The sequence below is a fragment of the Shewanella sp. K8 genome (genome assembly GCF_028823715.1).
GTDB classification, from domain to species: Bacteria; Pseudomonadota; Gammaproteobacteria; order Enterobacterales; family Shewanellaceae; genus Shewanella; species Shewanella algae.
Genome location: NZ_JAPEHY010000007.1, coordinates 1 through 22,914 on the forward strand (window position 1 = coordinate 1; position 22,914 = coordinate 22,914).

Genomic DNA, 22,914 nt, shown 5'->3' on the forward strand with positions numbered 1-22,914 from the left:
CCGCCAGCGTTCAATCTGAGCCATGATCAAACTCTTCAATTAAAGTTTTGGTTGATTCCGAAGAATCGACTCAATGAATTCTGTTCGTATGAACACTCTTCATCGAGTTAAATCGTTTTGTCGATTTCTCAATGCCTGTGAGTGTCCACACAGATTGCTTGATAGATTGTTAAAGAGCAAAAGAAGCCAGCCAAGCATTTCAACTTAAAGCATTCGATGCTTGAATCTTTGACTTCCAGACCCTGTCGCGGGTCAGTGGTTGCGCATTATAGGGAGCCTGAATTTTTGCGCAACCCCCAAAAGGCGATTTTTCTTACCAAAGCCTTCAAGTGTTCACTATTGCGCCAAGACGCTTGGTAATCGACCAACTCAGGCCTGTGATGCCAAATATTGGGGGACATCGGCAATGCTATCCAGTACTACGCTCGCCTCATCCATGGCTTCCTGAGTCACCTCTTTGCCACTTCTGACCAGGATCCGCACCGGGATCCCCGCCGCTTTGGCGGCGCGCATATCATCGGCCTTGTCACCGACCATTACACTGGCAGCAAGATCCAACTTAAGAAAACTGGCAGCACTATTGATCATTCCGGCCTTGGGTTTACGGCAGTCACAATCCTGCTTGTATTCACCTATGCCCTTCTCCGGATGGTGCGGGCAGTAATAGATACCATCGAGATCCACGCCCTTGTCGGCAAAGTTCCAATCCATCCATTCGGTCAGGCTGGCAAACTGCTCTTCAGTGTAGAGCCCACGGGCAATCCCTGACTGATTGGTCACCACCACCAGCTTATAGCCTTGTCGTTTCAACGCCAGGCAAGCATCGAAGATGCCTTCGATATATTCAAAATCATCTATTTGGTGCACATAGCCGTGATCGACATTGATTACACCGTCTCTATCCAAAAAAACCGCTCGGTTCACTGTTTGCCTCCCAGAAAGCGAATGGCGATATTATTCCACTCATTGGGGCAAAATGCACTGTGGTAACAAACTTATGTCGTGGGCTTCAGGACATAGGATAAGAAAAACCCGGGCATTCAGGCCCGGGGTGGGAGATGGGCGCTGACCCCGGGTGCCTGATGTTCGGGAGCACGCCCGCAGGGAGACATCAGACTTCCGGGCTCAGCATGACCATTCAAACGGGTCGTAGTCTGCAAGCACTCTGGCATATTCAGGACTCAGGCCATCGGTAGAAAAGTAATACCCCTTGCCATCGCGGCCGGTGTCATAACGTATGTCGTCATATTCCGGCATCGCCAGCAACTGTTGTCGCAGCGCCTGCTGCGCTTCGGCATCCAGGCTGTAAGGAGGATACCCCAAAACTGAAGCCTCAAGCACAGCGGTATGGCGACAACTGGTTTCGCGTATCTGCTGCGCCAGGGTCGCGGCAACCTCCCCGCGTTGCAGTGCCAACCAACGGTTGGCATAGCTGTCTACCATGTAACGGTCTGAATAGAAGAAGTGCTCATCCTCAGATATGCGCATCTTCAGATCCCTGTGTTCAGGCGCCAGGATCAAATGGATGTACTCTTGCACCGCATCCACAGCCTTCTCTGCGTCATCCCCCGCCACAGCCAACAGCTGCGGCAGGGAAACCAGGCGTCCGTGTTGGCTGAACAACCGGATAAAGTCCACCAGTTCCAGCATGGCTTATCCCGGCAACAAGCCACGGGCCTCCAGCGCATCGGCTGCATAACCCAGGCCGAATTTTTCCAGGGTTGACCTCAGCGGTGCCCCGGTTTGCCTGTCCCAACCAAAATCGTCATAGAACATATCCAACGCCTTTTGAATATCGTCCCTGTCCATCTTGATGGTGCCTTCATCGCCAAAAGCCTTGTCGGGGTCCAGGTCGTAAACCCAGTCGCAAAGCACATCGTGCTCATTGCGCATATTCATCTCATTCATTTGAATGATGGTCAGCGCTCGGTGCAGATGCAGTACCCGCTCGGCCATAAAGTCGAGCTCAGTCTCAGTCACTTCCTTGCCTGTGACCAGAGAGAACATCTGGGATTCTATGGTGCTGTCTCCACGGTAGTTGCGATTCTTGTCCGGCGAAGCCAGCAAGGGGAACATCCAGTTACAGAGAGTCAATGAATCGTGCAGCACGTTTTTTACCAAAGACCACTTGGCAAACTTAACCTTGGCCGGGTTGATTGGGGTATACCATTTCACCTTATCGAAGGCCCCTTCGCCCCAGAATTCGGCGGCTATGGTTTCTATCATGTCCTGAGGCAAGCCACAGTTAACAATATTGATATGGGAGTGACACTGGGCATCGCGGTTGAACACCATGTTGATCAGGGTGCCCACCTGCCCTGCGGTCTCACTGGCATGGTGCACGGCGGCGTTGGTCTTCTTATTGAAAATTTTCACCGAGGATTCTTTGTGAATATCCCAATAACCGAGATCCGGGTTACGCCCATCCAGTTTCCAGCGTTCAATCAGATCCGACATGCCATCGGCCATATGGGCAATTTCCCCTTCGCGATAGGCTATACGGCGGTAAAAATCGATAAGAAACGCCGGATCTTTCTTGTCCCACAGATCCCATGGGATGCTGTCAAACTCCTCTTTAGGCAACAGATATTGGAACATATCGTGTTTTTTGAGGTACTTGAACAGGTGCGAAATCAGGCCGTAGTTACACCAGATGCCGTAATCGTCGATCAGGTTGCCGCCCAGAGCACCTGTCATAGCGTGCTCTTCCGAACCTTTCTTGGTATCCATCAGATACTGAGGCGCCAGGAATCCCATACAGACGTTGGAGATATGCTCGCTCTTACGACCATATTTCTGTTTCAGCTCAGGCACCTTGAGCTCACAGAAGCAGCGAATGGGGCAGGCATGACAACCACCGGTACGCTTCATCCACTTGTTGGCGTACTCTTCACCGAAGTACATCTCGGCCATTGAGGTACGGAAGCCTACCTTGTTACGTTCATTCCAGGGTACCTCGCCCAGCTCAATCTGCTGATCCGACTGCCCCCATTTGAGCCCGGGACGCGCCTTCCAGCGGCTGATACCATTGGAATATTCGGCCCAGGACTGCGGAGTAGAAGGCACAACCCCTTGGTTATTGGCGCCTATAATCCCCAGAATATGGTCATCGAGCCGACGCATGTTGGCATTATCGGCGGCAATGGCCACGGCCCCTGTACCTATGATGCCTATCCCTTTGAAGTTTTTTGACCCGAGCACGGCGCCATGGCCTCCGGCTGAGTGTCCACCTTGAGTCATAATCACTGACAGCGGCACCTGATTCTCCCCCGCCTGGCCTATGGCAGCCACCTGGGCATTGGGGCCCATCATTTCAGCTATCATGGCGTGGGTATCAAAAATCCCCTTGCCCCAGAGCGCGGCAGCCGATTCCAGCGTGACTTTACCGTCTTCAACCCTGAGCCATACCGGTGCAACGGCGCGGCCTTCAATGGCGATGGCATCAAATCCGGCATATTTCATTGCCGGAGAAAAGTGACCACCGAAATGTCCATCAGAAATCAGATGATCTTTAATCACCGGGCTGCGGGAAGTTATAGTGGTACGACCCGTACAGATCACCCCAGAACCAGTTAGCGGGCCGGCGGAGAATACAATAATATTTTCAGGATCTGTGGCCTTGATATTATCTTTATGGCCATCCCAAAGGATCTTGTAGCCTATCCCCATACCACCTATATAGTCATGATATTTATTTGTTGATTCTGTCGTAATATTGCCGGTTGTTAAATTAACCCTTAATACTTTACCAGCCCATCCGCCAAGTTTATCTGTCATTTTTAATTACCTCATTAACCGATCAGGCCAGTATATTTTTCATATTGTTCGAGCGCGACTTCCGCCTGTTCCCAGGTATAAAATTTAATCGCACCTGTAGGACAAACCTGGGCACAGGCCGGCTCGCCCTGACACAGGTCGCATTTCACGGCTTTCATTTTGCTGCGTACGACTTTAATCACTTGTTGTGGACATTTATCGGCGCAATAACCACAGCCAACGCAGCGCTTTTCATCTATCACTTTAGCGCCGGTTTCCGGATGAGTTGAAATGGCCTGCTGCGGACATACCTGTGTACAAACTTCACAATGACGACAGGTGGCAGGCACCACAGTGCGATCGCCGCATTCCCCTCGCTGCTCTGTGTAATTAAACTGCACACCATGAGGCCCATAGTTCATGTTGTGTTCGACTTTGACCCTTGCCAGGGTTGGGCTGCAATCGCCTTCATGGTTCCAGCCACAGGCGATTTCACAGCGACGGCAACTGACGCAGATAACCGGATTAACCACCATCAAGCCACCGGGTAACACCTCAACCTTTTCATCGCTGTCATTGTCACTGCCGCAACCGGTAAGAAAGCTGATGAGCGTTCCACCATAGACAGTGCCTACGGCTGCTCCCATACTCCCTTTCAGCATTCCTCGTCTGGTAATCATATTGCGTTCCTTAATTAGTTTAAGAAATATTATTTAAATATGCATACACCAAATACCCGACAATTCATGCTAATTAAATCCAGACATTTTTTCCCAATCTGAGTCACATTTACTCACAGGCTAACCGACCAAACTCATTAACTAAAACTCAAATCAAATATTAATTTTTCACTCTTTAAAAAATCAGAAAAAACAACTTAGACCAAACCTACGCTTATCAGTTATAGCTGGAACAAATTGACGATGGTCACAGATAAATTATTCAAATTAAATAGATTAAGGCCTGCATACATTCCTAATTAGACATCCCGACAGAATCTAAAACATAAAGGAATGGGAAATGATGAAATTCAAGCCTAAAAACGCCTGGTGGAAACTATCCCCACTGGTGGTTTGCTTATTGGCTGCATGTTCCGATGGCGATGACGGCCAGGTGGGTCCTCCGGGAGAAGTGGGGATCAATATTGCCAAAGCCAAATCACTGCAGGCCAATATCGAAGCCGTAACCATAGATGAGCAAACCCGGGTTTCGGTCGACTTTTTCTTAAGCGACGCCAACGGCGTTGCCGTGACCGGACTGGAACAACTGGAGCAGGTATCAGCCTTGGCCATGGGCATAGCCAAGCTGGGCAGTGCTCAACCCATGTACGGCGATACAAGGCCAGCAGAGGGACGCTATGAGATAAGCCGCGCTCCCCAATGGATAAGCTATATCAATAAACTGGTTGAGCCGGGTACAGGTGCCACAGCCCAGGCCGCAGCGCAGTGGCAAGCCGGGATTGAGAGTGACTGCAAACTCGACTGCCTGCAGAGCCTGGGCCTGGGGCGTTACCGCTATCAATTCAGCAAGACGCTCAATCAATACCCAAGCTTTGAAGGGCTCGATACCCATTACGAGAGTGACAAGACTCACAGGGTCTATCTGGAACTCAAGCCCGCTGCAGACAGCTCACTGAGCAGCATGCTGATCAACAGTGTCTATGACTTTATTCCGGCAACCGGCCAAGCCGCCGCTGCCGAAGACAGCCGGATATTGATAGATCAGCAGCAGACCTGCTATCGCTGCCACGGCAGTGACAGGGATAACAGTGAGGCGCGTTTGTTGATGCATGGCAGCAAGCGTTTTGCCTTTGAAGGCTGCGTCATGTGTCACACCAGTTACTCGGGCGACCCAGAAACCGGCTCGGCGCTTGATATGGCGACCCTGACTCACAAAATTCACCAAGGCGAGTATAAGGTCGTTGGCTATCAGGGCCATGAATATGACTACAGCCAATTGCACTATCCCGGTGATATCAAGGATTGTAACAGCTGTCATATTCCCGATGCGGCGCCGCAGGCCAACCAATACTTTATTCCCGGCAATAACAGCTGCCTGAGCTGTCACAGTAAGGATGCCCCCGAGGGCTGGAATGGTAGCGCCAGTGCTTTATTCCACGATAGAGAACTCTTCCCCAGAGGCTGGCAACAGAGCTGCTCAGGCTGCCATCCGGATGCCAGCAACCCAGAGGGCGCGGGTAAAATCCACCTGAGCCTTGAAAGGACAAGCAAACTCATCAAACAGGAGTATGCCTTTGCGCTTTCCTCCGCCGCTATTGATGGCGACAAGCTGAGTATCAGCCTGGATTTTCGCAGCCAAGGCCGTCTGCCTGCAGACGATCCGGCCATAGAGTCATTGTGGTTAACGGTCAGTGGCGATCCCGAACCTGCCAATCGCCCGCTCAACAACGGTCAGCGCAAAATTTGGAATTTGGCCAACCCTGGGGCCGATGTCAGCCTGGCCATGCAGGGACACAGCCTCAGCGTAGCCATAGGCCCGCTTCAGGCAGCGGACTTTGGTGAGCCGGACAAGACTCGGGTGCAGGCCAAACTGCTTGTCTGCGCCGATCCCGCGACAGGCTTTGCTGTGGCTTGTGATACAAGCGCTACCCGCATCGAGGTGATTGCCGATAACCCCTTGTCACTCACAGGCTCTGCGGCGAGCAATAAAGCCCTTGCCGATGAGGCTGCCTGCCGGCGCTGTCATGACAGCGACATGCAGCAGCGGGTTGTCAGCGCTCATACTCTGGCGAGCCGCTTCCAGCCGGGCAATGACAGCTGCGGCAGTTGTCATGCGCCTCAAGGAGCTACGGCCCTGACCGACAAGAGCTGCAACGACTGCCACAACAATGGCACTAACATGTACCTGAATGCCGGGCTGAAACACACTCCTGGCATGGATCAAATAAAAGCGATCCGTACCCTGAACAACAGTCTGAACTACAGGGAAATGGTGCATTCGCTGCACAGTGGTACCCGCACTGTGGCCGGAATGGGCGCCGACAGAGAGGCGGCCACCTATCCGAAACCGGCCAGTGATTGCCGCGCCTGCCATATCAAGGGCCAGCTTACGCTGGATGGCCTGAGTCAGAGCGCCTCCGTGTTGGTTGCCACTCCCGGCGCAACCGAGAAAGGCCAAATCGCCGAGTATTCTCCCACGGTTGCAGCCTGTGGCGGCTGTCATATCCAAGTGGAAAAATGGGCCAGCCATGCCGAAGCCTTCGGCGGTGTTTTCCGCAAAGATGCCAGCGGCGGCCCTGTCTATCAGAGTGGCAGCGAGAGCTGCGCCGTTTGTCACGCCGAGGGACGTAATACCGGCGTCGACATGATGCACGGCCTCAAAGACTGACCCACTCGCTCCCATTGGCAAAAACGGCGCCTCGGCGCCGTTTTTCTATTTTGCATTTGAATGTGAACAGGCTCCCGGGCTCAAAACCTGTCAATCCGGTAAGGCTGCAGTGATAACGCCGGCTCGTCACCATCAAACTCGCTGGCCAGCAACTCTGCCGTTATCGCCGCCCAGGTCAGCCCAAGATGTTGATGACCAAAGGCAAACCAAACGCCCTTCTGCTTCAAGCTCGCTCCCAGTATCGGCAAACTATCCGGCAAAGAGGGTCTGAACCCCATCCAGCGCTCACCTTGTTCGGCACTGGCAGAGGAAAATACCTTTGGCAGCAGCGCCTGGGCATGGGGCAGCAAACAATCGGCCCTGGAGGGATCCATGGGCGCCTTGAGCCCGCCGAACTCTACAGTGCCGGCCAAACGGGTACCGCCGCGCATTGGGGTAATGATAAACTTACGCTCGAACGACGCCACAGGGCGAGACAAACCGCTGACTTGCGGCATCATCAGGTGGTAGCCGCGTTCGGTATCCAGCGGCACCTCATGGCCCAATTGCTGCGCCAGGGGTTTGGACCAGGCGCCGCAGCAGAGCAATAGTCTGTCGCAGTGCCAGGATTGCCCCTGACTGTCACCGAGGCGGACACCTTGCTTGTCCGGCTGCAATTTATCGATCTCGGCGCGCAGCACCTGCCCACCGAGTGCCTTGAAGTGCAACTCCAAACGCTTGCAGAGTTCAAAAGGTGATGGCGTATGCGCCACCTCAGTGAAAAACAGTGCAGCCTTGATATTGCCGGACAACGAAGGCTCAAGCCGCCTGACTTCATCACCACTCAATAGCTTCACCGCCACACCGGCCTTGGTATAGGCCTCAAACTCCTGCCGGGCAGCTTTTTCATCCCGCTCGAACAACAGCAGGCTGCCGTTTTCACACATCAACTCGCTGGCCTCGGCTTGTGCCAGCAACCGACGCATGGCGCCTATGGCTTCACGGTTCAAAGCCGCGATCGCCGCACCATTTTTACGTCGCTTGGCGGGCAACATATTGGCCATAAAGCGGCAAAACCAAGGCAAGGCTTTGAAAAAATACCCGGGACGGATCCGAAACGGGCCTTGCGGGTCCAGCAACATTCCAGGGAGCCGAGGCACAAGAGAGAAAGACGCCAGCGGAAACATCTGCTCGGTGGCAAAATGTCCGGCATTACCGAAAGAGGCCCCTCGCCCCGGCTCATCTTTATCCAACAGGCTCACCTTGAATCCCTGCTTTTGCGCGGCTATGGCGCAGCAAAGCCCGACTATGCCGCCCCCTAAAACCGTCAGTTCTCCCTTTGAGGACACTGTGCCATCTTGTTTGCTGTTCATCTGTTTTCTCCCTGCGCCGGGCAGCCAAAAGCCTTAAATAACGAAACGCTTTTCCCAAGCACCACGATCACTGATTGTGTTTAGTTAAATATTTTTGTATACAATATACTTTATCTCTGACAATATCCACAGCTGTTAGCCCGCAAGGGATAAAGAACGACAACTAAATCAACAAGAGGTCTGTACCATGAAACCAAACTGGCAAGGGGTGTATCCTGCAATTTCAACCCAATTCAATGCCGATGGCTCAATCAACTTTGACTCCAATCGCCGTATGCTGGAAGCCCTGATCCACGACGGTATTGACGGCATCATAGCGCTGGGCACTGTGGGCGAGAACGCCTCTTTGAGCGCGGCCGAGAAGTGCGCCTTTATCAAACATACAGTCGAAACCGTCGCCGGGCGAATTCCGGTGATCTCCGGTTGCACCGAGCACAGTGCCGAGCAAGCTGCCGAATACGCCAAAGATGTGGCCGCTCTTGGTGTCGATGGCCTGATGTTATTGCCCGCCGTGGTTTATCGCGGCACAGACAGAGAAGTGCTGGCGCATTACCGCCACGTCGCCCGCGCAACCACCCTGCCCATCATGATCTACAACAACCCAGTGAGCTATGGAGTGGACATCAATTTGGAAATGACCGCCGAACTAGCCAAAGAGCCCAACATAGTCGCCATTAAGGAATCGACTACAGACACCCGCCGTCTGACCGAACTGCAGAGCCGCTTCGGCGACCGTTTCATCGTCTTTTGCGGTGTCGATGATATTGCCCTCGAGTCACTGCTTCTGGGAGCCGATGGCTGGATATCCGGCCTGACAAATGTCTTCCCGAGAGAGTCTGTTATCTTATACCGCCTGGCCCGCGCCGGCCGACTGCAGGAAGCCAGAGAGCTGTATCGCTGGTTTATGCCGCTGCTGAGACTGGACACCATCCCGACTCTGGTACAGTGCATCAAGCTGGCTGAAGAACTGGTGGGACGCGGCAGTGAACATGTACGCATGCCAAGATTGCCTCTGGAAGGCGAAGAGCGCGCCTATGTACAGCAACTGCTTGAGCAGGCACTGGCAACGCGCATAGACCTCGACAAGTACAATCTGGACTGAGCCAAGAGCGGCACCAAGGAGAACTTATGCTCAAAGGGACTTTTTTCTGTATCGATGCCCACACTTGTGGCAACCCGGTACGCCTGGTAACCAGTGGCCATCCTGAACTTAAGGGCCAGACCATGAGCGAAAAACGCCAGCATTTTCTCTCGCAGTTTGACTGGATCCGTCAGGCGTTGATGTTCGAACCCAGAGGCCATGACATGATGTCCGGTGCTTTTCTCTACCCGCCCTGCTCGGCCGATGCCGACGGCTCTATTCTGTTTATCGAAACCAGTGGCTGCCTGCCCATGTGCGGCCATGGCACCATAGGCACAGTCACCGCCGCACTGGAAGCCGGCCTGTTGACACCTCGCCGGGAAGGTGAACTGCTGCTCGATGTGCCCGCAGGCCAAATACGCATCGAATATCAACGCAGTGGCGCCAAAGTCGACTGGGTAAAGCTCTACAACGTTGCCGCTTATCTCGCCCATGCGGATAAAGTCATCGACGTATCCGGCCTTGGCTGCCTCAAGGTCGATGTGGCCTACGGCGGCAACTTTTACGTAATAGTGGATCCGCAGGAAAACTTTTCCGGACTCAGGCAATGGAGCGCCGCCGATATTCTGCGCTGGAGCCCACTGGTACGGGAAGCGGCCAGGGCGCAGCTCGAATGTATTCACCCGGATGACGCCACAGTTCACGGCATCAGTCATGTACTGTGGACGGGCGATTGTCTGAGCCCGGAATCCAATGGCGCCAATGCGGTGTTTTACGGTGACAAGGCGATAGACAGATCGCCCTGCGGCACAGGCACCAGTGCCAGGATGGCGCAGCTGCACGCCAAAGGCCTGCTCAACGCGGGAGACAGTTACACCCATGAATCCATCATTGGCAGCCAGTTTATCGGCCGTATAGAAAGCACCACCCGCGTCGGCCAGTTCGAGGCTATTTTGCCCAGTATTCAAGGCTGGGCCAGAGTCACCGGGCACAACAGTATCCTGGTTGATGATGAGGACCCTTACGCCTATGGATTCCAGGTGCTGTGAGCTGTCATCACAGTCAACACTGGATAGCCCAGACTCAAGTGCCCACACATTAAAGGAGACCCCATGACAACAGAGATCCCCAACCGCCGTGAGGCGCTCGTCAAGGAGTTAGCGTCACAACTGACCGGCCAACATCTAATCGCCGGGCAATGGCAGAGTGAGACAGATGTCGAACGGTTTCAAAGCCTGGACCCGGTCGCCAATCAAACGCTGGCGCTCAGTTTCGCTGAAGCCGGCGAGCGCCAGATAGATGCGGCAGTCACAGCGGCCGGTGCCGCCTTTGTTCAGTACCGGCAAACACGGCCGCAAGCCAGGGCCGCCTTCCTGGAGGCCATCGCCACCGAGCTTGAAAACGACAGCGTGCTTATCACGGCGGCAGCCATGCTGGAATCCGGCCTGCCACAAGCGCGGATAAACGGCGAACTTGGCCGCAGCGCCAATCAGCTCAGGCTGTTCGCATCAGAGCTCAGAGAGACGCCAAGTCCTCTGTTGATAGACAAAGCCAACCCCGATCGCACGCCGCTGCCCAAACCCGAACTCAGATTGACACAGCTGCCTCTCGGGCCGGTTGCCGTATTCGGTGCCTCCAACTTCCCGCTGGCATTTTCCACCGCCGGCGGTGACAGTGCCTCGGCACTGGCAGCCGGTTGCCCCGTGATTGTCAAGGGCCATCCTGCACACCCGGCCACCAGTGAACTGGTGGCCCGCGCCATTGCCCGCGCTATCTCTCGCTGCGATATGCCAAGCGCCGTATTTTCCCTATTGCAGGGACGCAGGCCAGAGCTATCGACTGGCTTGGTATCTCACAGCGGTATTCAGGCAGTAGGCTTTACCGGCTCATTCAAGGTAGGGAGGCTCCTGGCCGATTGCTGCGCCGCCAGAGCCAAACCCATTCCCTTTTATGGCGAACTGGGCTCAATCAACCCACAGCTGCTGCTGCCGGGTAAATTGCAAGCCGAGGCAGAAACCCTCGCCGGCCATCAACATCAGTCGATGTTGATGGCTCAGGGGCAATTCTGTACCAGCCCCGGGCTTATTCTGGCATTGGCCGACAGCGAATCCAGCCAAAAAGCCCTTGCACGTTACCGTAGCGTCCTGAGTCAGGCTATCACTGAAACCGAGGCGGCTCCCATGTTAACCCCGGGAATTGCCGAGTCATTTCAAACCCGGAGCAAGCAGCTGCTCGCCAATCCGGCCCTTGAATTGCTGGCTCAGGGTAAAGCCGCCGCGGCGCTGCATCATACCCGGCCACTATTGCTGGAAACCGGTGCCGAGAGCTTGCTTGCCAGCCCTGATCTAATGGAAGAAGTGTTCGGCCCCTTCGCCCTGTTGGTGACGGTCAAAAGTGAAGCCGAACTGCAGGCTGTGATCCAGGCGCTCGATGGCCAGTTAACCGCCAGTGTCCATGCCACCAGCAGCGACTTACAAGGTTATCCGGACGTTTTGGAGGCGCTGCAATACAAGGTAGGCAGACTGATTTTTAATCAGATGCCAACTGGCGTCGAGGTTTGCCATGCCATGAACCATGGTGGCCCCTTCCCCGCCAGCACAGATCTGCGCAGTACCTCGGTAGGCACTCAGGCTATGGCGCGCTTTCTCAGGCCTTTGAGTCTGCAAAACCTGCCTTCTGAGCTGACAAACAGCTTCAACCAAGGGCAAGTTTCGGATCAACACCCAGGCGCACGCTACTTCTAAAGCACATCTTGCGCGGCATTGCAGAGGGAAACCCAAGTGGTTTCCCTTTATTTATCTGAGCATTCGCTGTAGTCTTATTCGGATCAAAACCGAATAACGTATACAAAGACGGGATCTATGAGCCGAACTACGCCCATCGTTCATAAAACGCGCACCCAGGTTGTGGTCGAAGTGCTGCGGGAGAAAATTCTTTCAGGTGAAATCGCAGCAGGCGAACCGCTGCGTCAGAGCGCTCTGGCAGAAGAGATGAATGTCAGCCGGATTCCGGTCAGGGAAGCCCTTTTGCAACTGGAAGCCGAAGGCTTGGTCAAGTTTGAAGCCCATAAGGGCGCCACGGCTACCGAATTGTCGGTGGAGCAAGTCAGCGAGTTATTTGAACTCAGAGCACTGATTGAAACTGATCTCCTTGCCAAAGCCATTCCAAACCTGCAGGATGAAGATCTGCGTCAGGCCGAAGCCGTACTGGACAAACTGGAATCCGCCTTTAAACAGGATAATGCCGTGGGCAGCTGGAGCGAGCTCAACACAGAGTTCCACACAAGTTTGTACCGCGCCGCCAACCGTCCCCACACCATGGAAGTTGTACATGGTCTGAACACCAACTGTGATCGCTATATTCGCTTACAGTTGTTGCTGACAGGTGGGATCCCCAGAGCCGAGCAGGATCACAGGGATCTGCTGCAATTATGTCGGCAAAAGAAAATAGATGAGGCCGTGGTCCTGCTGAGGGCCCACATACTGCACGCTGCCAACGCCATTCGTGAATTGGTAGCCCAACAGGTGAGCTGAAAAATCACGACCCTTTCCAAGCAATAGCGCTTTAGTTGTCCAAAAGACAGATCTGGCTTCTGTCTTTTTATTTTGAGAGTAAATTCAATGCAGTACGCCACTATTACCGGCTGGGGAAAGTGCGTTCCCCCCGCCGTACTGACCAACCATGATCTGGCCACCTTTATCGACACTTCCGATGAATGGATTAAACCCAGAACAGGGATCAGCCAGCGCCATATCAGCCACGTCAACACCTCGGAATTGGCCACTGTAGCCGCTCAGCATGCGCTGGCCGCCGCCGGCATCGAAGGCAGCGAACTGGACATGATTATCCTGGCGACCGCCAGCCCGGACACACTGATCCCCAACATAGCCTCAACAGTACAGGCCAATGTCGGCGCCAACTGCGCCGCCTTTGACATCAACGCCGCCTGCAGTGGCTTTCTCTACGGGGTTGGCTTGGCAACCGCTCAAATCAAGAGTGGTCAATGCAAGAAAGTCCTGGTGGTCGGCGCCGAACGTCTGAGTTTCTACCTCGACTGGTCAAGAAGAGAAACCGCGGTACTGTTCGGTGATGGTGCAGGTGCCGTGGTACTGGAAGCGACAGACAGCCCATGTGGCGTACTGGGCTATGAACTCAACAATGATCCAGGTGGCCGCGACATTCTCAAAGCCAGCTTTGGTACAGGCATGGACAGATTTGTTGCCGAGTCACTGGACTTCTACATCCAATTCGATGGCCAGGAGATCTTCAAACGCGCCATCAACGGCATGGGCAAACTCAGCGCCCAGGTGTTGGAGAAGTGTGGTCTGGACAAAGAGGAAGTCGATTGGGTTATCCCCCATCAGGCCAACGAGAGGATCATCGACACTCTGGTACACAGAATGAAGATCCCCAAAGAGAAGGCCTTCGTCAACATAGCCAACTATGGCAACACTTCGGCAGCCACCATTCCTATTGCCATCTGTGATGCGTTGGAAAAAGGCATGATCAAGCCAGGACAACATATTCTTTCCTGTGCCTTTGGTGCCGGCCTCACCAGCGCCGCCTTGCTGCTGAAATGGGGTGATAGAGTCACGCCGCTGAAGCAGAGCGATGCCAGCCTGCCGCCATGTGAACAGACAGGAATTGAGCTGGTAAAACGCGCGGTAGACTATTTCTGCCATCGCGATAAGGCCTGAGATAAAGCCTGAGCCGAATGACCTGTTTAAAAAAACGGTGCCGTGGGCACCGTTTTTTATTGCCATTGTCTATACGGCTTTAGCCTCTGCCGTTTTCAATCTTGGGTATCAGGCCGAAACCGGCCATACGGGCACCATCTTGCTGCCGTGCTCGGCGACAATCGCCATTATCCCCAGCTGCAACTCCTCGGCGACTTCCTGATAAACCGGTAAACTGGTGGTGCCGACATAGGCCAGTACATTCAACTCGAGCCCGGCGTTGCCAAAACCCTTGAAAGTGACCCGCATCGGTGATTCGTCCACCTTCTCATGTTGCTTTAGCAAGGCTTTGATATCATTGATGATCGCCTGCAGCTGTTTGGCATCTGTGCTGTAATCGAGACGTATCTCTGTCTTGAAACGGATTTTCTCCCGCTCTGAAATATTCTCTATCTCCATTTCGGCCAACTTGGCGTTGGGCATATGAATGACAGAACGATCCAGAGTTCTGATGCGGGTACAGCGTAGCCCTATCTCCTCCACTGTGCCGCGAACGCCGCCGAAATTACCGATATTGCCAACCTTGATAGGCGCGGCTGAATAGAGGGTGATGGTGCCAATCAGGTTTTCTATCGACTGTTTCGAGGCCAAAGCGATTGCCAGCCCCCCGATACCCATCCCGGCCAGTATAGTGCCGGCATTAAAACCCAGATGCTCAAGCCATAATAAGGTCGCCAAGCTCAGCAGGGCCACCCGCAGAAAATTTCCAAGAGGTCGCAACAAGGAGGCCGCCTGTTTGTTGCCCTTGGCTATCCAGCGCTCCCTAAGGCTGCTCTGTGCCAGCCCCACCAGCGCCCATATCAACCAAACTGTGGCCAGAATAAAGAAAAAGCCTGTGTTGACTATCTCCTGCATCGCAGCGCTCAAGGTACTGTTGGCAAGCATGGCTCTATCGAGTGCCACAGCGGCAAAGAATCGCAGAGGGCCACGAATAAAGGCGCCCAATTCAGCCTTGAGCGGGTGTGATGAACGTGAAAGCGGCCATTGCAGCAACCAGGTCACAGGTACCACGAATAAGAACGCCAGCGCCAGATAGGCCAGCATCATGGCCCATTCCCACAGATTCAGGGTAAACAGGCGTCCTTCAGGAATGTGCTCAATAAACCACTCCACCACAGGGCCATAGCCCAAGGCCTGGTAAAGTTTTGGGAGCTTGGCAACCGTGGCATTGGAAACCTTCCACAGACTGCCGTATTCAGAGCTAGGCACCCGCTGCAACAGGAGCTGATAGGCCTTTTTTTCGGCTTCCAAACGGGCAAATCCCTCCCGATAGGCGGGCAGCTTGTCGTCGGTTTTGCCCTCCGGGGTATCATCCAGCTCTTGCGGGTTGAGCCAGAGATTACGCTCGATAATCGCCAGCAACTGCCTGGCATAGAGCGGCCCCTGCTCCGCTGTCATGCCGGTGGGAAGAAAACGCAGATCCAGATACTCGGCCGCGGTTTGGTAATCCCCGTCTTTGGCGTATTGCATAAAGCCCTGCAGGGCGCCTCTGGGGGTATCCCTGAACAAGGGGTCGCGATAATCATAAGCCGCTGCAGCACTTTGCTCGCTTGGCGTTTCCGGTGCAGGTTCGGCCGCCGGACATAACCCAGGCCAGAGCAACAGAATAAATAATCCTATGCCAATCAACACTCTATTCATTAACGCGCTCCTTGCCACTATAAGATAAAGTACCAATCCATCCGGTGTAAGCACTTCAAGCTGTGTTCAAGCCAGAGTACACCAGGGAGCTATTGGCACCTTTAGCAAAAAAGAGTAGCAGAAACATGTAGTTCCGGATATATCGGCTCAGTATTTATACTGCTTGACTTATAGCCAACTGTCGATATAATTGCCGACGATATTAAGGTACCCTCAGCTCGTCCCATCTCGCTCCAGGCCGCTTAAGTAAATTCGTTCAGTTAACAATTCCTGAGTTTAATTGAAATGTCACACAGCTGTGGTGAACTCTGTGCTGCGGCGATGGTCTGATGTTCTACTGACACCCGGAGTGTCTGTATGCACTTCAGTCTGTCGGGGGCTTGATAAAGGCTGACAAACTGGGTACATTCAATAGTCAACCAACGCATCTTTCGCAATAAATGCTAAGGATTTTCTATAGTTAAGATTGTATACGCCAATATCGGCGCTAACAGAAAATAAGGAGTGTGGCCTATGTCATACAAAGTAAACGGACATGAAATCACAGTAAATTTCCCTGTAGATTCAATTTCCATCAACAAAAACTCAATCGCCTTTACCGACAGCAAAGGCAAGAAGAAGCAAACCTTCTCAAAGCGTACAGAAACCCTCAAGTTTATGAAGTGGTTGCTGAGCGCCAATAAGTAAGACTGTCGAAATACCCACTCGATACCCCTATCCTCTCACTGTATCGAACGCTCAGGCAGATTGGACTGTTATCCAGCAGCAATCGGGTAGAACATCACATTTGGTCAAGGCCTTTTCCCGTGATCCCGGGAAGCAGCCTGACCAAATGGCGATAAACAGTAAATCAAGCGCCAGATCATTCTCCAACCCTTCCACTTGAATTAAGCTGATGCTTAACAAACTTATCTGTCGGTGTTGCCTTGAATCAATCCATCACAGCCACTAAAAGCAGAGCGACTAAACCCGGCTCCATTAAACCGAATACCACGGAAGCGATGCGCTCATTGCTTAGCGAGATCCGGCGCTGTATTCCACTGGACTTGCCGGAAGCCAGCCTATGCGGCGGGAAATGCCTGGGTTGCTCCAAGAAAATGCTGGAGATGTTGGACACTGAGGTATGCTTTTGGGAGTCCCGTCTCGATGACGAGGTGCCTGGGCTTGCCGATCTCAAATCCTTGCAGCGCTTGGCTGAGCGCACTCATAAGATCCTCAAGCGCAACCAGCTGGTCTGAATCAGCCGTATTTACGCCTGTATCTGGGAAGCATGGACTCATTGCCAAGGAGCCCCCCCTGATGCAGATACAATACCTGGCTGTGGCCCTCACGTCGCAAGAAGTCGAGCAACACTTGCCAGCCGAGCGGATCGTACAAGAGCTCAAAGCGGATACCGCTTTGCTCCAGTTCTTGCCAAAGTTGGTAAAACTCGGGGTAACACTTGCCAAAATGATACTTGCGTTCGGGTGTAACAATAGTTGGATGCAATGCCTCATCGGGCGATAACTCAAGCAACTGGGTCTTGAGGTAACTGTCTCCGCCGACCACGGCGCAAGTCAGCACTTCAATATCAGCCTGTTGCTCACAAAAATACTTCTGTAGAAACAGTGCCGTTGTACCTGTCCCCGATGGCAAAAACAGCTTGAGGTTATGGGTAGCCTGTTGCTGCTGCCACTGTAAAATCTCGGCGCCCAACTGAGCCACGCCGTATTCGGCATAACTACAGCGCCCCCCTTCGGGAACAAACAGGCTGTGCTCACACTCAGGCACAATATGCTGCCTGACAAAGTCCTCCAGGGTCATGCCGGTCATCAACTCGGCCTTGGGCGTATTCTTTACAGCAATCACCCGTGCGCCCAATTCCAACGCGGCGCGATAGTTACCCAGGGGTTGCTGCTGCAACCATTCCGGCAGGTGATCCACATAAAAGTCCAGCTGCCAACCTTTGAGTTCGGCCAGCGCCGCCATAGAGTAGAGTGAGTTGGCCTGGGCCGAGCCATAACCTATCAGGCGCTTGATACCGGGAAAGTCGTGGTCGAGGAAATAACGGAACTTGCGCGCCTTATTACCACTGAAACTGGGATGAAGCAGATCATCGCGCTTGATAAACAGCTGATGACCTCGAAACTCAAAGGCTTGAACTGGGGTTTTATCCAGTTTGAAATCGGTTAAAGACATGGCACTGGCGATATATTTCAAGGCTAAGGTGTGCAAGGGATGGCTATTGTATGTGTTTGCCGCCAAGGAGGACAGGATTCAGGCCACAAATCCTCACAGGCACCAGTTGGCTTTATGCCGACTAAGTGATGGCTTGGAGGCTAATCCATTGCGGCTCCCCTCTGTGATGATTATCGCCACTTATTGGTATAAATCACCAATCGCCGCCATCCTCCTAGGCTCAGAAATAGCAATATCCAATATTATTCAACAGGTTATAATTATGGCATGCTTCTAGCTAATAATCGAAATATCCAAAGCTTTACAGCAAAACTGTGTGGCTGATCCGCCATTTAAAGGAGCACTCAATGGCTATTTTGCGTCTTATTTTTAATATTGCCTGGTTTATTCTTGGCGGCTTTGTCATGGGACTGGCCTGGTGGTTTGTCGGCTTACTCTGTTTTATCAGTATCATAGGTATCCCATTCGGCCGCGCCTGCTTTGTCATAGGTGAACTGGCATTCTGGCCCTTCGGTCAGGAACATATCAGCCGCGACAGGCTCTCTGGCCGCGAAGACTTGGGCACCGGCGCCCTGGGTATGGTCGGCAACATTATCTGGTTCCTGCTGTTCGGGATTTGGCTGGCGATAGGCCACCTGACCCACGCCCTGGCCTGCTTTGTCACCATCATAGGCATACCTTTTGGCATTCAGCACCTAAAACTGGCCTTGCTCTCTTTAACGCCCATAGGCAAGACAGTGGTCGCCTCTCATTAATCACAAAGCCCAGGTCGGAATAGCTGACTCGTTTTCGACCTGGGCTCAGGCTTTACCCAAACAAGTCTAAGGCGTTTGTCGACTCAAACGCTGCACCAACTCCAGCAATAACTCAGGCCTATCCAGCGCCACATCATGCCCGCAGCGGCAAAAAGGAATCGGCTTTTGCCGATATTTGGCCGCCAGGCGAATGCTGCACTTAGGCGAAACCAGGCGATCATCACAGCCATAAACAATGGTTGCCGGCACCCACAGCTTAGCCGGGGAGCGAAAGCGGGCCGAGGCAACAATTTGTCGCAGGCCATTGGCGAGTGTGGTTTTGGCCTCAAGCGCCAGTTGGCTCCAGAAACGGCACAGAGACTTGTCTTTGGCATGAGCAAGGCTGGTAAGCGCAAGAATCGTCGCCTCGCGCCATTGAATGCCCTCGCCTTTGACTCTAGCGCACAAGGCTCGTAGCAGGGCTTGCAGCCGAAATCTCTGATACCAAGGCGAAAGATCGGCGGCGCTGCTGTTGAGCAATAACAGCCCCTCAAGCTGAAATCCCTTTTGGCGGCCGGCTTCAGTGTCATTTTTCCCGGCAAGTGTCATGGCCACCATGGCGCCCATGGAGATAGCCAATATTCGGCATTTACCCACCTTGCGCCGTAACAGTTCATCTGCAACAAAGTCGGCATAATCCTGAATATCCCAGGGACTGGTATCCGCCACCCTATCGCCATTTCCAGGCAGATCGATGAGCTCCACCCTAAACCCCGCCGCCAGCAGATTATCGGCAAAGGCCTGCCAATGACGTTTATCGCGCATCAAGCCGCGGATCAACACCCAGGTTTGCTGCTCAGTCATGACTTGGTTTCTCCGCCGCTTGTGGATACCAAAAGTTTCGTGCCTGATAATCCAGGTGATGCCGATGAAGTTCAGGCAGTTGCTCCAGTACCTGAGCATACCCCACATCGAGCAAGAACTGCATCAGGGTAAAGTGGCGCCGTAAAATACGCTGCAGCCTGTGCTGCTTTTGAGGGTTGAAATAACCGGAGAAACGCAGCAATTGCCTGGGGTTCTTTTTGACCCAGGCCCAGGAGCCCATTTCCAGCGTTAAGGGCAGGAAAGGCACTTGGGGGTTACAACTGACCAAATAATCCCAAATATCACCGTGGGTGCGATAGAAGCGACTTTGGGGCGCAATATGATAGTGACAATGATGGGGGTAGCTCATTTCGAACAACTGCTTTAGATGATACACCTCCCCCAGGCGGGCAAAAGGCGTGTCCTTACAGGCAAAGGGAAACCAGATATGATCCACCAGGCCAAAACCTGAGTGAGCATCGAGCACAATCAAGCTGCTGCCGCGGGCCATAAGTTCATTACTGTAGTCAATAATCGCCTTGGTCTCGACTTCCAGCTGACTGCTGCGGCCCCGATACCAGGGAAGATGGCGGGAAAGCCGTTGACCGCCGACCATAAAAGTCACTGAGCCGCGGGCATCTATGGGAGCATTGCGCATCAAATCGACCCCGTTGCCATTGGCGCGGGTTCCCCTGATAAGGCCGATGGGATTCAACACAGGTACAAACGCCAGCCGTATCTGGGTTAACATCAACTGCAGATGCTTATCCCAGCTGCAGCGGGTCAACAGGCTGCCAAGAAGCGCCAGTATCACCTGGCTGCCGATACGTTCAACCCCGTGAACACCGCCGACGAACAGCACTGTGGGCACCCTGGCGTTTGGGTTCCCCAGTTCCAGCGCCCGCACATCGAGCGACTTACCGGCAAAGCTGACTTGGGCCAAAGACCTGGCGTTCAAGTGTTGCTGGTATTTATGCTCCAGTTCGGCAAGCAGTTCAAGCTCATAGGCACTTTCTGTCACAGACCCGTCCATCTGGGGTAAAGTGCTCAATTTAACCGCTTTGGATGACAACTCAATGATACTTTAAGTGTTGCTCCAATATGCTCTTGGCATCAATTCGGGCCAATCCCTGGTCGAAAATATCCCGCCAACGTTGCCCCTCTTCGGAATTTCGAAAAGCCACCAGCAAGCCCTTGCTGGCCAGCAATTGCCGATTCAGTTTAAGCTTGCCTTCCAACTCCTCCATCCCCTTTTGCCGCAGCAGGTAACGATAAACATTGGCGTCGATCACCACGGCATCAATTCTGGCGGCCGCCAATTTGCGAAGGTTTTGTTCATCGGAATTGGCCAGCTCAAAGGGTTGCCGGCCTGAGTCCATGGCCCGGTCCAAGCTCTCGGTATTAACATAGCCCTTTACCACTCCGAGCTTGTAACGCTGCAAGTCCTGCAACTGTTGCCAGCTCACTGGCCGCTGGGATTGTTCCACCAGTGCCAATTGACTGAAGCCAAAGGGCTTTGAAAAAATAAACTTATCGCTTTGGTGATAATACTCGGGAAAGTAACCAAGATAGGGTGAACCAGGCATGTCTGCCAATTTAACCGCCCGGCTCCAGGGGTAGAAATTGACTTTGAGGTCATGGCCCATGGCGGCGAGTGCTGCCTTGACCACGGCAACACAAGCCCCTTGTTGTTCCAGCATCTGACCAGTGTAGGGTGGCCAATTAAGCGAGCTCAGTTGCAGAGTATCGGCGCGAGCCACAGGGCTGCCACTATAAAGTAACAACAGGAGGACGAACAGCGCGGGCCGGCCGAAAAAGGTGATTGAGGTTCTTGCCATAGTATCACTCCGTTTGCCAAGGCCAATCCCATAAGCATTCAGGAAGTTAACAGAGTATAGCTTGTCGATGTCAGTCAGCCACAGGCTCTAATAAGCGCTGCCAGGAAGATAAAAGTATCGCCCTCAGCACACTTTTACCCAAAGCGTGATGCAGGATGAAAATGTGAGAAAAGTCGATTCAGACAAGATAGCTAAAGCAAGAGGTAAAAACCGCGGCAATCATCACAAAAAATCCATCTAAATCAACGATGGAGCCAATCGATATTAACAGCTGTCAAAGCCTCTATCCCATCACTATGATAGACAAATAACCATACACAAAGTAAGCCTATTAGAGGTGATAGCAATGAGATATCAAGCACTGGTCATGGCTGTAACGGCAGCCCTCGGGATGACTGCGGCTCAGGCGGCTGAGCCTATCGAAATTATCAAGCCGGTGAAAATCACCGAGCCGGAAAAGGTCGAACTCGGGAAAATGCTTTACTTCGAACCCAGATTATCAAAATCCGGGTTTATCTCCTGTAACTCATGTCACAACCTTTCCATGGGAGGGGTCGATGCCCTGCCAACCTCAATCGGTCATGCCTGGCAAGAAGGTCCTATCAACTCGCCTACCGTATTGAACGCCGATTATATGTTGGCACAGTTCTGGGATGGCCGCGCCAAAGATCTCAAGGAACAGGCCGCAGGTCCTATAGCCAACCCTAAAGAGATGGGCTTTACTCATGAGCTGGCGTCCGAAACCGTTGCTTCCATGCCGGCTTACCGTGCCCGCTTCAAGCAGGTTTACGGCTCTGAAGAGGTCAATATCGACAGGATCACAGATGCAATTGCCGCCTTTGAAAAGACGCTGGTGACCCCCAACAGCGCCTTTGACAAGTATTTGGAAGGCGACAAAAAGGCCATCAGCGCCGAAGCCAAAGCGGGTTATCAGCTGTTCAAGGACAAAGGCTGTGTCGCTTGCCACAATGGCCCGGCGGTCGGTGGCACCATGTATATGAAGATGGGACTCATCAAGCCTTTCCACACGGATAACCCTGCCGAAGGCCGTAAGGGAGTAACAGGCAAGGAAGCTGACAAGATGGTGTTCAAGGTGCCGACTCTGCGTAACATTGAACTCACCTACCCCTACTTCCATGACGGCAGCGTCTGGAACCTGGAAGAAGCGGTCAACACCATGTCGGATATCCAGCTGGGCCAGAAGTTGACCGAAAAAGAAACTCAGGAAATGGTAGCCTTCCTCAAGTCGCTGACCGGGGAACAGCCCAAGGTTGAACTGCCGATTCTGCCGCCATCCAATAAAGATACCCCAAGGCCGGTTCCTTTCGGCAAATAATTCATAACCATAGAGAAGCGCCGCATTGCGGCGCTTCTCTTTTACTGTTG

The 22,914-nt window shown here is 53.2% G+C and carries 20 protein-coding genes; 10 read left to right on the forward strand and 10 right to left on the reverse strand.

Going from position 1 to position 22,914, the window contains the following annotated elements:
- Positions 1–369 precede the first annotated feature (369 nt).
- From gmhB to ON072_RS05440, 4 genes are all read right to left on the reverse strand, one after another.
- On the reverse strand, positions 370–924 hold the full coding sequence (gene gmhB / locus ON072_RS05425; protein WP_028780820.1) for a D-glycero-beta-D-manno-heptose 1,7-bisphosphate 7-phosphatase: 555 nt from the start codon (positions 922–924) through the stop codon (positions 370–372).
- Between the two features lie 201 nt (positions 925–1,125).
- Complete coding sequence (locus ON072_RS05430; protein ID WP_144224893.1) at positions 1,126–1,650, reverse strand: hypothetical protein; 525 nt, start codon at positions 1,648–1,650, stop codon at positions 1,126–1,128.
- 3 nt (positions 1,651–1,653) lie between these two features.
- Entirely contained in the window at positions 1,654–3,777 is a 2,124-nt protein-coding gene (locus tag ON072_RS05435) for an aldehyde ferredoxin oxidoreductase (RefSeq protein ID WP_261752963.1), read from the reverse strand.
- Between the two features lie 14 nt (positions 3,778–3,791).
- Positions 3,792–4,436, reverse strand: coding sequence for a 4Fe-4S dicluster domain-containing protein (locus ON072_RS05440; RefSeq protein WP_096142692.1), 645 nt, complete (start codon positions 4,434–4,436; stop codon positions 3,792–3,794).
- Positions 4,437–4,776: 340 nt separating this feature from the next.
- On the opposite strand from ON072_RS05440, the gene ON072_RS05445 reads away from it, so the two are divergent.
- On the forward strand, positions 4,777–7,104 hold the full coding sequence (locus tag ON072_RS05445; protein WP_261752962.1) for a multiheme c-type cytochrome: 2,328 nt from the start codon (positions 4,777–4,779) through the stop codon (positions 7,102–7,104).
- Positions 7,105–7,184: 80 nt separating this feature from the next.
- Here the strand turns inward: ON072_RS05445 and ON072_RS05450 are convergent, their stop codons facing one another.
- Complete coding sequence (locus tag ON072_RS05450; protein ID WP_123116478.1) at positions 7,185–8,456, reverse strand: NAD(P)/FAD-dependent oxidoreductase; 1,272 nt, start codon at positions 8,454–8,456, stop codon at positions 7,185–7,187.
- Positions 8,457–8,643: 187 nt separating this feature from the next.
- On the opposite strand from ON072_RS05450, the gene ON072_RS05455 reads away from it, so the two are divergent.
- The 5 genes from ON072_RS05455 to ON072_RS05475 all read left to right on the forward strand — a co-directional run bounded on the left by ON072_RS05455 (position 8,644) and on the right by ON072_RS05475 (position 14,234).
- Entirely contained in the window at positions 8,644–9,558 is a 915-nt protein-coding gene (locus ON072_RS05455; protein ID WP_261752961.1) for a dihydrodipicolinate synthase family protein, read from the forward strand.
- 26 nt (positions 9,559–9,584) lie between these two features.
- Positions 9,585–10,586: a 4-hydroxyproline epimerase gene (locus ON072_RS05460; protein WP_144224890.1), complete on the forward strand. Its 1,002-nt coding sequence runs from the start codon at positions 9,585–9,587 to the stop codon at positions 10,584–10,586.
- Positions 10,587–10,649: 63 nt separating this feature from the next.
- The gene (locus ON072_RS05465; RefSeq protein WP_144224889.1) at positions 10,650–12,281 is read left to right on the forward strand and encodes an aldehyde dehydrogenase (NADP(+)); all 1,632 of its coding nucleotides are present in this window, start codon (positions 10,650–10,652) and stop codon (positions 12,279–12,281) included.
- A 117-nt stretch (positions 12,282–12,398) separates the two neighbouring features.
- Positions 12,399–13,070, forward strand: coding sequence for a GntR family transcriptional regulator (locus ON072_RS05470; protein ID WP_025011106.1), 672 nt, complete (start codon positions 12,399–12,401; stop codon positions 13,068–13,070).
- Between the two features lie 87 nt (positions 13,071–13,157).
- A complete protein-coding gene (locus ON072_RS05475; RefSeq protein ID WP_028780812.1) occupies positions 13,158–14,234 on the forward strand; it encodes a ketoacyl-ACP synthase III in 1,077 nt (358 codons plus the stop codon).
- Between the two features lie 108 nt (positions 14,235–14,342).
- On the opposite strand, the gene ON072_RS05480 is transcribed toward ON072_RS05475, so the two are convergent.
- Positions 14,343–15,914 (reverse strand): mechanosensitive ion channel family protein, encoded by a 1,572-nt coding sequence (locus ON072_RS05480; RefSeq protein WP_062793386.1) that lies wholly within the window; start codon positions 15,912–15,914, stop codon positions 14,343–14,345.
- A gap of 513 nt (positions 15,915–16,427) precedes the next feature.
- Between ON072_RS05480 and ON072_RS05485 the strand changes: the two genes are divergently transcribed.
- Together ON072_RS05485 and ON072_RS05490 are read left to right on the forward strand one after the other, a co-directional pair.
- A complete protein-coding gene (locus ON072_RS05485; protein WP_093983382.1) occupies positions 16,428–16,601 on the forward strand; it encodes a hypothetical protein in 174 nt (57 codons plus the stop codon).
- Positions 16,602–16,915: 314 nt separating this feature from the next.
- Positions 16,916–17,152 (forward strand): hypothetical protein, encoded by a 237-nt coding sequence (locus tag ON072_RS05490; RefSeq protein ID WP_037437240.1) that lies wholly within the window; start codon positions 16,916–16,918, stop codon positions 17,150–17,152.
- A gap of 1 nt (position 17,153) precedes the next feature.
- Here the strand turns inward: ON072_RS05490 and ON072_RS05495 are convergent, their stop codons facing one another.
- On the reverse strand, positions 17,154–18,128 hold the full coding sequence (locus tag ON072_RS05495) for a 1-aminocyclopropane-1-carboxylate deaminase/D-cysteine desulfhydrase (RefSeq protein ID WP_231473596.1): 975 nt from the start codon (positions 18,126–18,128) through the stop codon (positions 17,154–17,156).
- Between the two features lie 311 nt (positions 18,129–18,439).
- On the opposite strand from ON072_RS05495, the gene ON072_RS05500 reads away from it, so the two are divergent.
- Positions 18,440–18,847 (forward strand): YccF domain-containing protein, encoded by a 408-nt coding sequence (locus ON072_RS05500; RefSeq protein WP_025011114.1) that lies wholly within the window; start codon positions 18,440–18,442, stop codon positions 18,845–18,847.
- A gap of 66 nt (positions 18,848–18,913) precedes the next feature.
- Here the strand turns inward: ON072_RS05500 and ON072_RS05505 are convergent, their stop codons facing one another.
- From ON072_RS05505 to ON072_RS05515, 3 genes are read right to left on the reverse strand one after another with little or no spacing between them, the layout of a single operon-like run.
- On the reverse strand, positions 18,914–19,690 hold the full coding sequence (locus ON072_RS05505; RefSeq protein WP_028780809.1) for an alpha/beta fold hydrolase: 777 nt from the start codon (positions 19,688–19,690) through the stop codon (positions 18,914–18,916).
- Entirely contained in the window at positions 19,683–20,711 is a 1,029-nt protein-coding gene (locus ON072_RS05510) for a M14 family zinc carboxypeptidase (protein WP_028780808.1), read from the reverse strand. Before ON072_RS05510 ends, ON072_RS05505 begins: the two co-directional genes overlap by 8 nt.
- A gap of 52 nt (positions 20,712–20,763) precedes the next feature.
- Positions 20,764–21,528 carry a substrate-binding periplasmic protein gene (locus tag ON072_RS05515; RefSeq protein ID WP_082050208.1) on the reverse strand — a complete coding sequence of 255 codons (765 nt, stop codon included), beginning with the start codon at positions 21,526–21,528 and terminating at the stop codon, positions 20,764–20,766.
- A 346-nt stretch (positions 21,529–21,874) separates the two neighbouring features.
- On the opposite strand from ON072_RS05515, the gene ON072_RS05520 reads away from it, so the two are divergent.
- Positions 21,875–22,864 (forward strand): cytochrome-c peroxidase, encoded by a 990-nt coding sequence (locus tag ON072_RS05520; RefSeq protein ID WP_025887187.1) that lies wholly within the window; start codon positions 21,875–21,877, stop codon positions 22,862–22,864.
- The last annotated feature ends 50 nt before the right edge of the window (positions 22,865–22,914 follow it).

Excerpts from the sequence above, each read along its gene's own strand:
- ON072_RS05470 (WP_025011106.1), top strand. The coding sequence starts at position 12,399 with ATGAGCCGAACTACGCCCATCGTTCATAAAACGCGCACCCAGGTTGTG.
- ON072_RS05480 (WP_062793386.1), bottom strand. The coding sequence starts at position 15,914 with ATGAATAGAGTGTTGATTGGCATAGGATTATTTATTCTGTTGCTCTGG.
- ON072_RS05430 (WP_144224893.1), bottom strand. The coding sequence starts at position 1,650 with ATGCTGGAACTGGTGGACTTTATCCGGTTGTTCAGCCAACACGGACGC.
- ON072_RS05500 (WP_025011114.1), top strand. The coding sequence starts at position 18,440 with ATGGCTATTTTGCGTCTTATTTTTAATATTGCCTGGTTTATTCTTGGC.
- ON072_RS05475 (WP_028780812.1), top strand. The coding sequence starts at position 13,158 with ATGCAGTACGCCACTATTACCGGCTGGGGAAAGTGCGTTCCCCCCGCC.
- ON072_RS05460 (WP_144224890.1), top strand. The coding sequence starts at position 9,585 with ATGCTCAAAGGGACTTTTTTCTGTATCGATGCCCACACTTGTGGCAAC.
- ON072_RS05445 (WP_261752962.1), top strand. The coding sequence starts at position 4,777 with ATGATGAAATTCAAGCCTAAAAACGCCTGGTGGAAACTATCCCCACTG.
- ON072_RS05485 (WP_093983382.1), top strand. The coding sequence starts at position 16,428 with ATGTCATACAAAGTAAACGGACATGAAATCACAGTAAATTTCCCTGTA.
- ON072_RS05515 (WP_082050208.1), bottom strand. The coding sequence starts at position 21,528 with ATGGCAAGAACCTCAATCACCTTTTTCGGCCGGCCCGCGCTGTTCGTC.
- ON072_RS05435 (WP_261752963.1), bottom strand. The coding sequence starts at position 3,777 with ATGACAGATAAACTTGGCGGATGGGCTGGTAAAGTATTAAGGGTTAAT.
- ON072_RS05455 (WP_261752961.1), top strand. The coding sequence starts at position 8,644 with ATGAAACCAAACTGGCAAGGGGTGTATCCTGCAATTTCAACCCAATTC.
- ON072_RS05450 (WP_123116478.1), bottom strand. The coding sequence starts at position 8,456 with ATGAACAGCAAACAAGATGGCACAGTGTCCTCAAAGGGAGAACTGACG.
- ON072_RS05440 (WP_096142692.1), bottom strand. The coding sequence starts at position 4,436 with ATGATTACCAGACGAGGAATGCTGAAAGGGAGTATGGGAGCAGCCGTA.
- ON072_RS05465 (WP_144224889.1), top strand. The coding sequence starts at position 10,650 with ATGACAACAGAGATCCCCAACCGCCGTGAGGCGCTCGTCAAGGAGTTA.
- ON072_RS05490 (WP_037437240.1), top strand. The coding sequence starts at position 16,916 with ATGCGCTCATTGCTTAGCGAGATCCGGCGCTGTATTCCACTGGACTTG.
- ON072_RS05520 (WP_025887187.1), top strand. The coding sequence starts at position 21,875 with ATGAGATATCAAGCACTGGTCATGGCTGTAACGGCAGCCCTCGGGATG.
- ON072_RS05505 (WP_028780809.1), bottom strand. The coding sequence starts at position 19,690 with ATGACTGAGCAGCAAACCTGGGTGTTGATCCGCGGCTTGATGCGCGAT.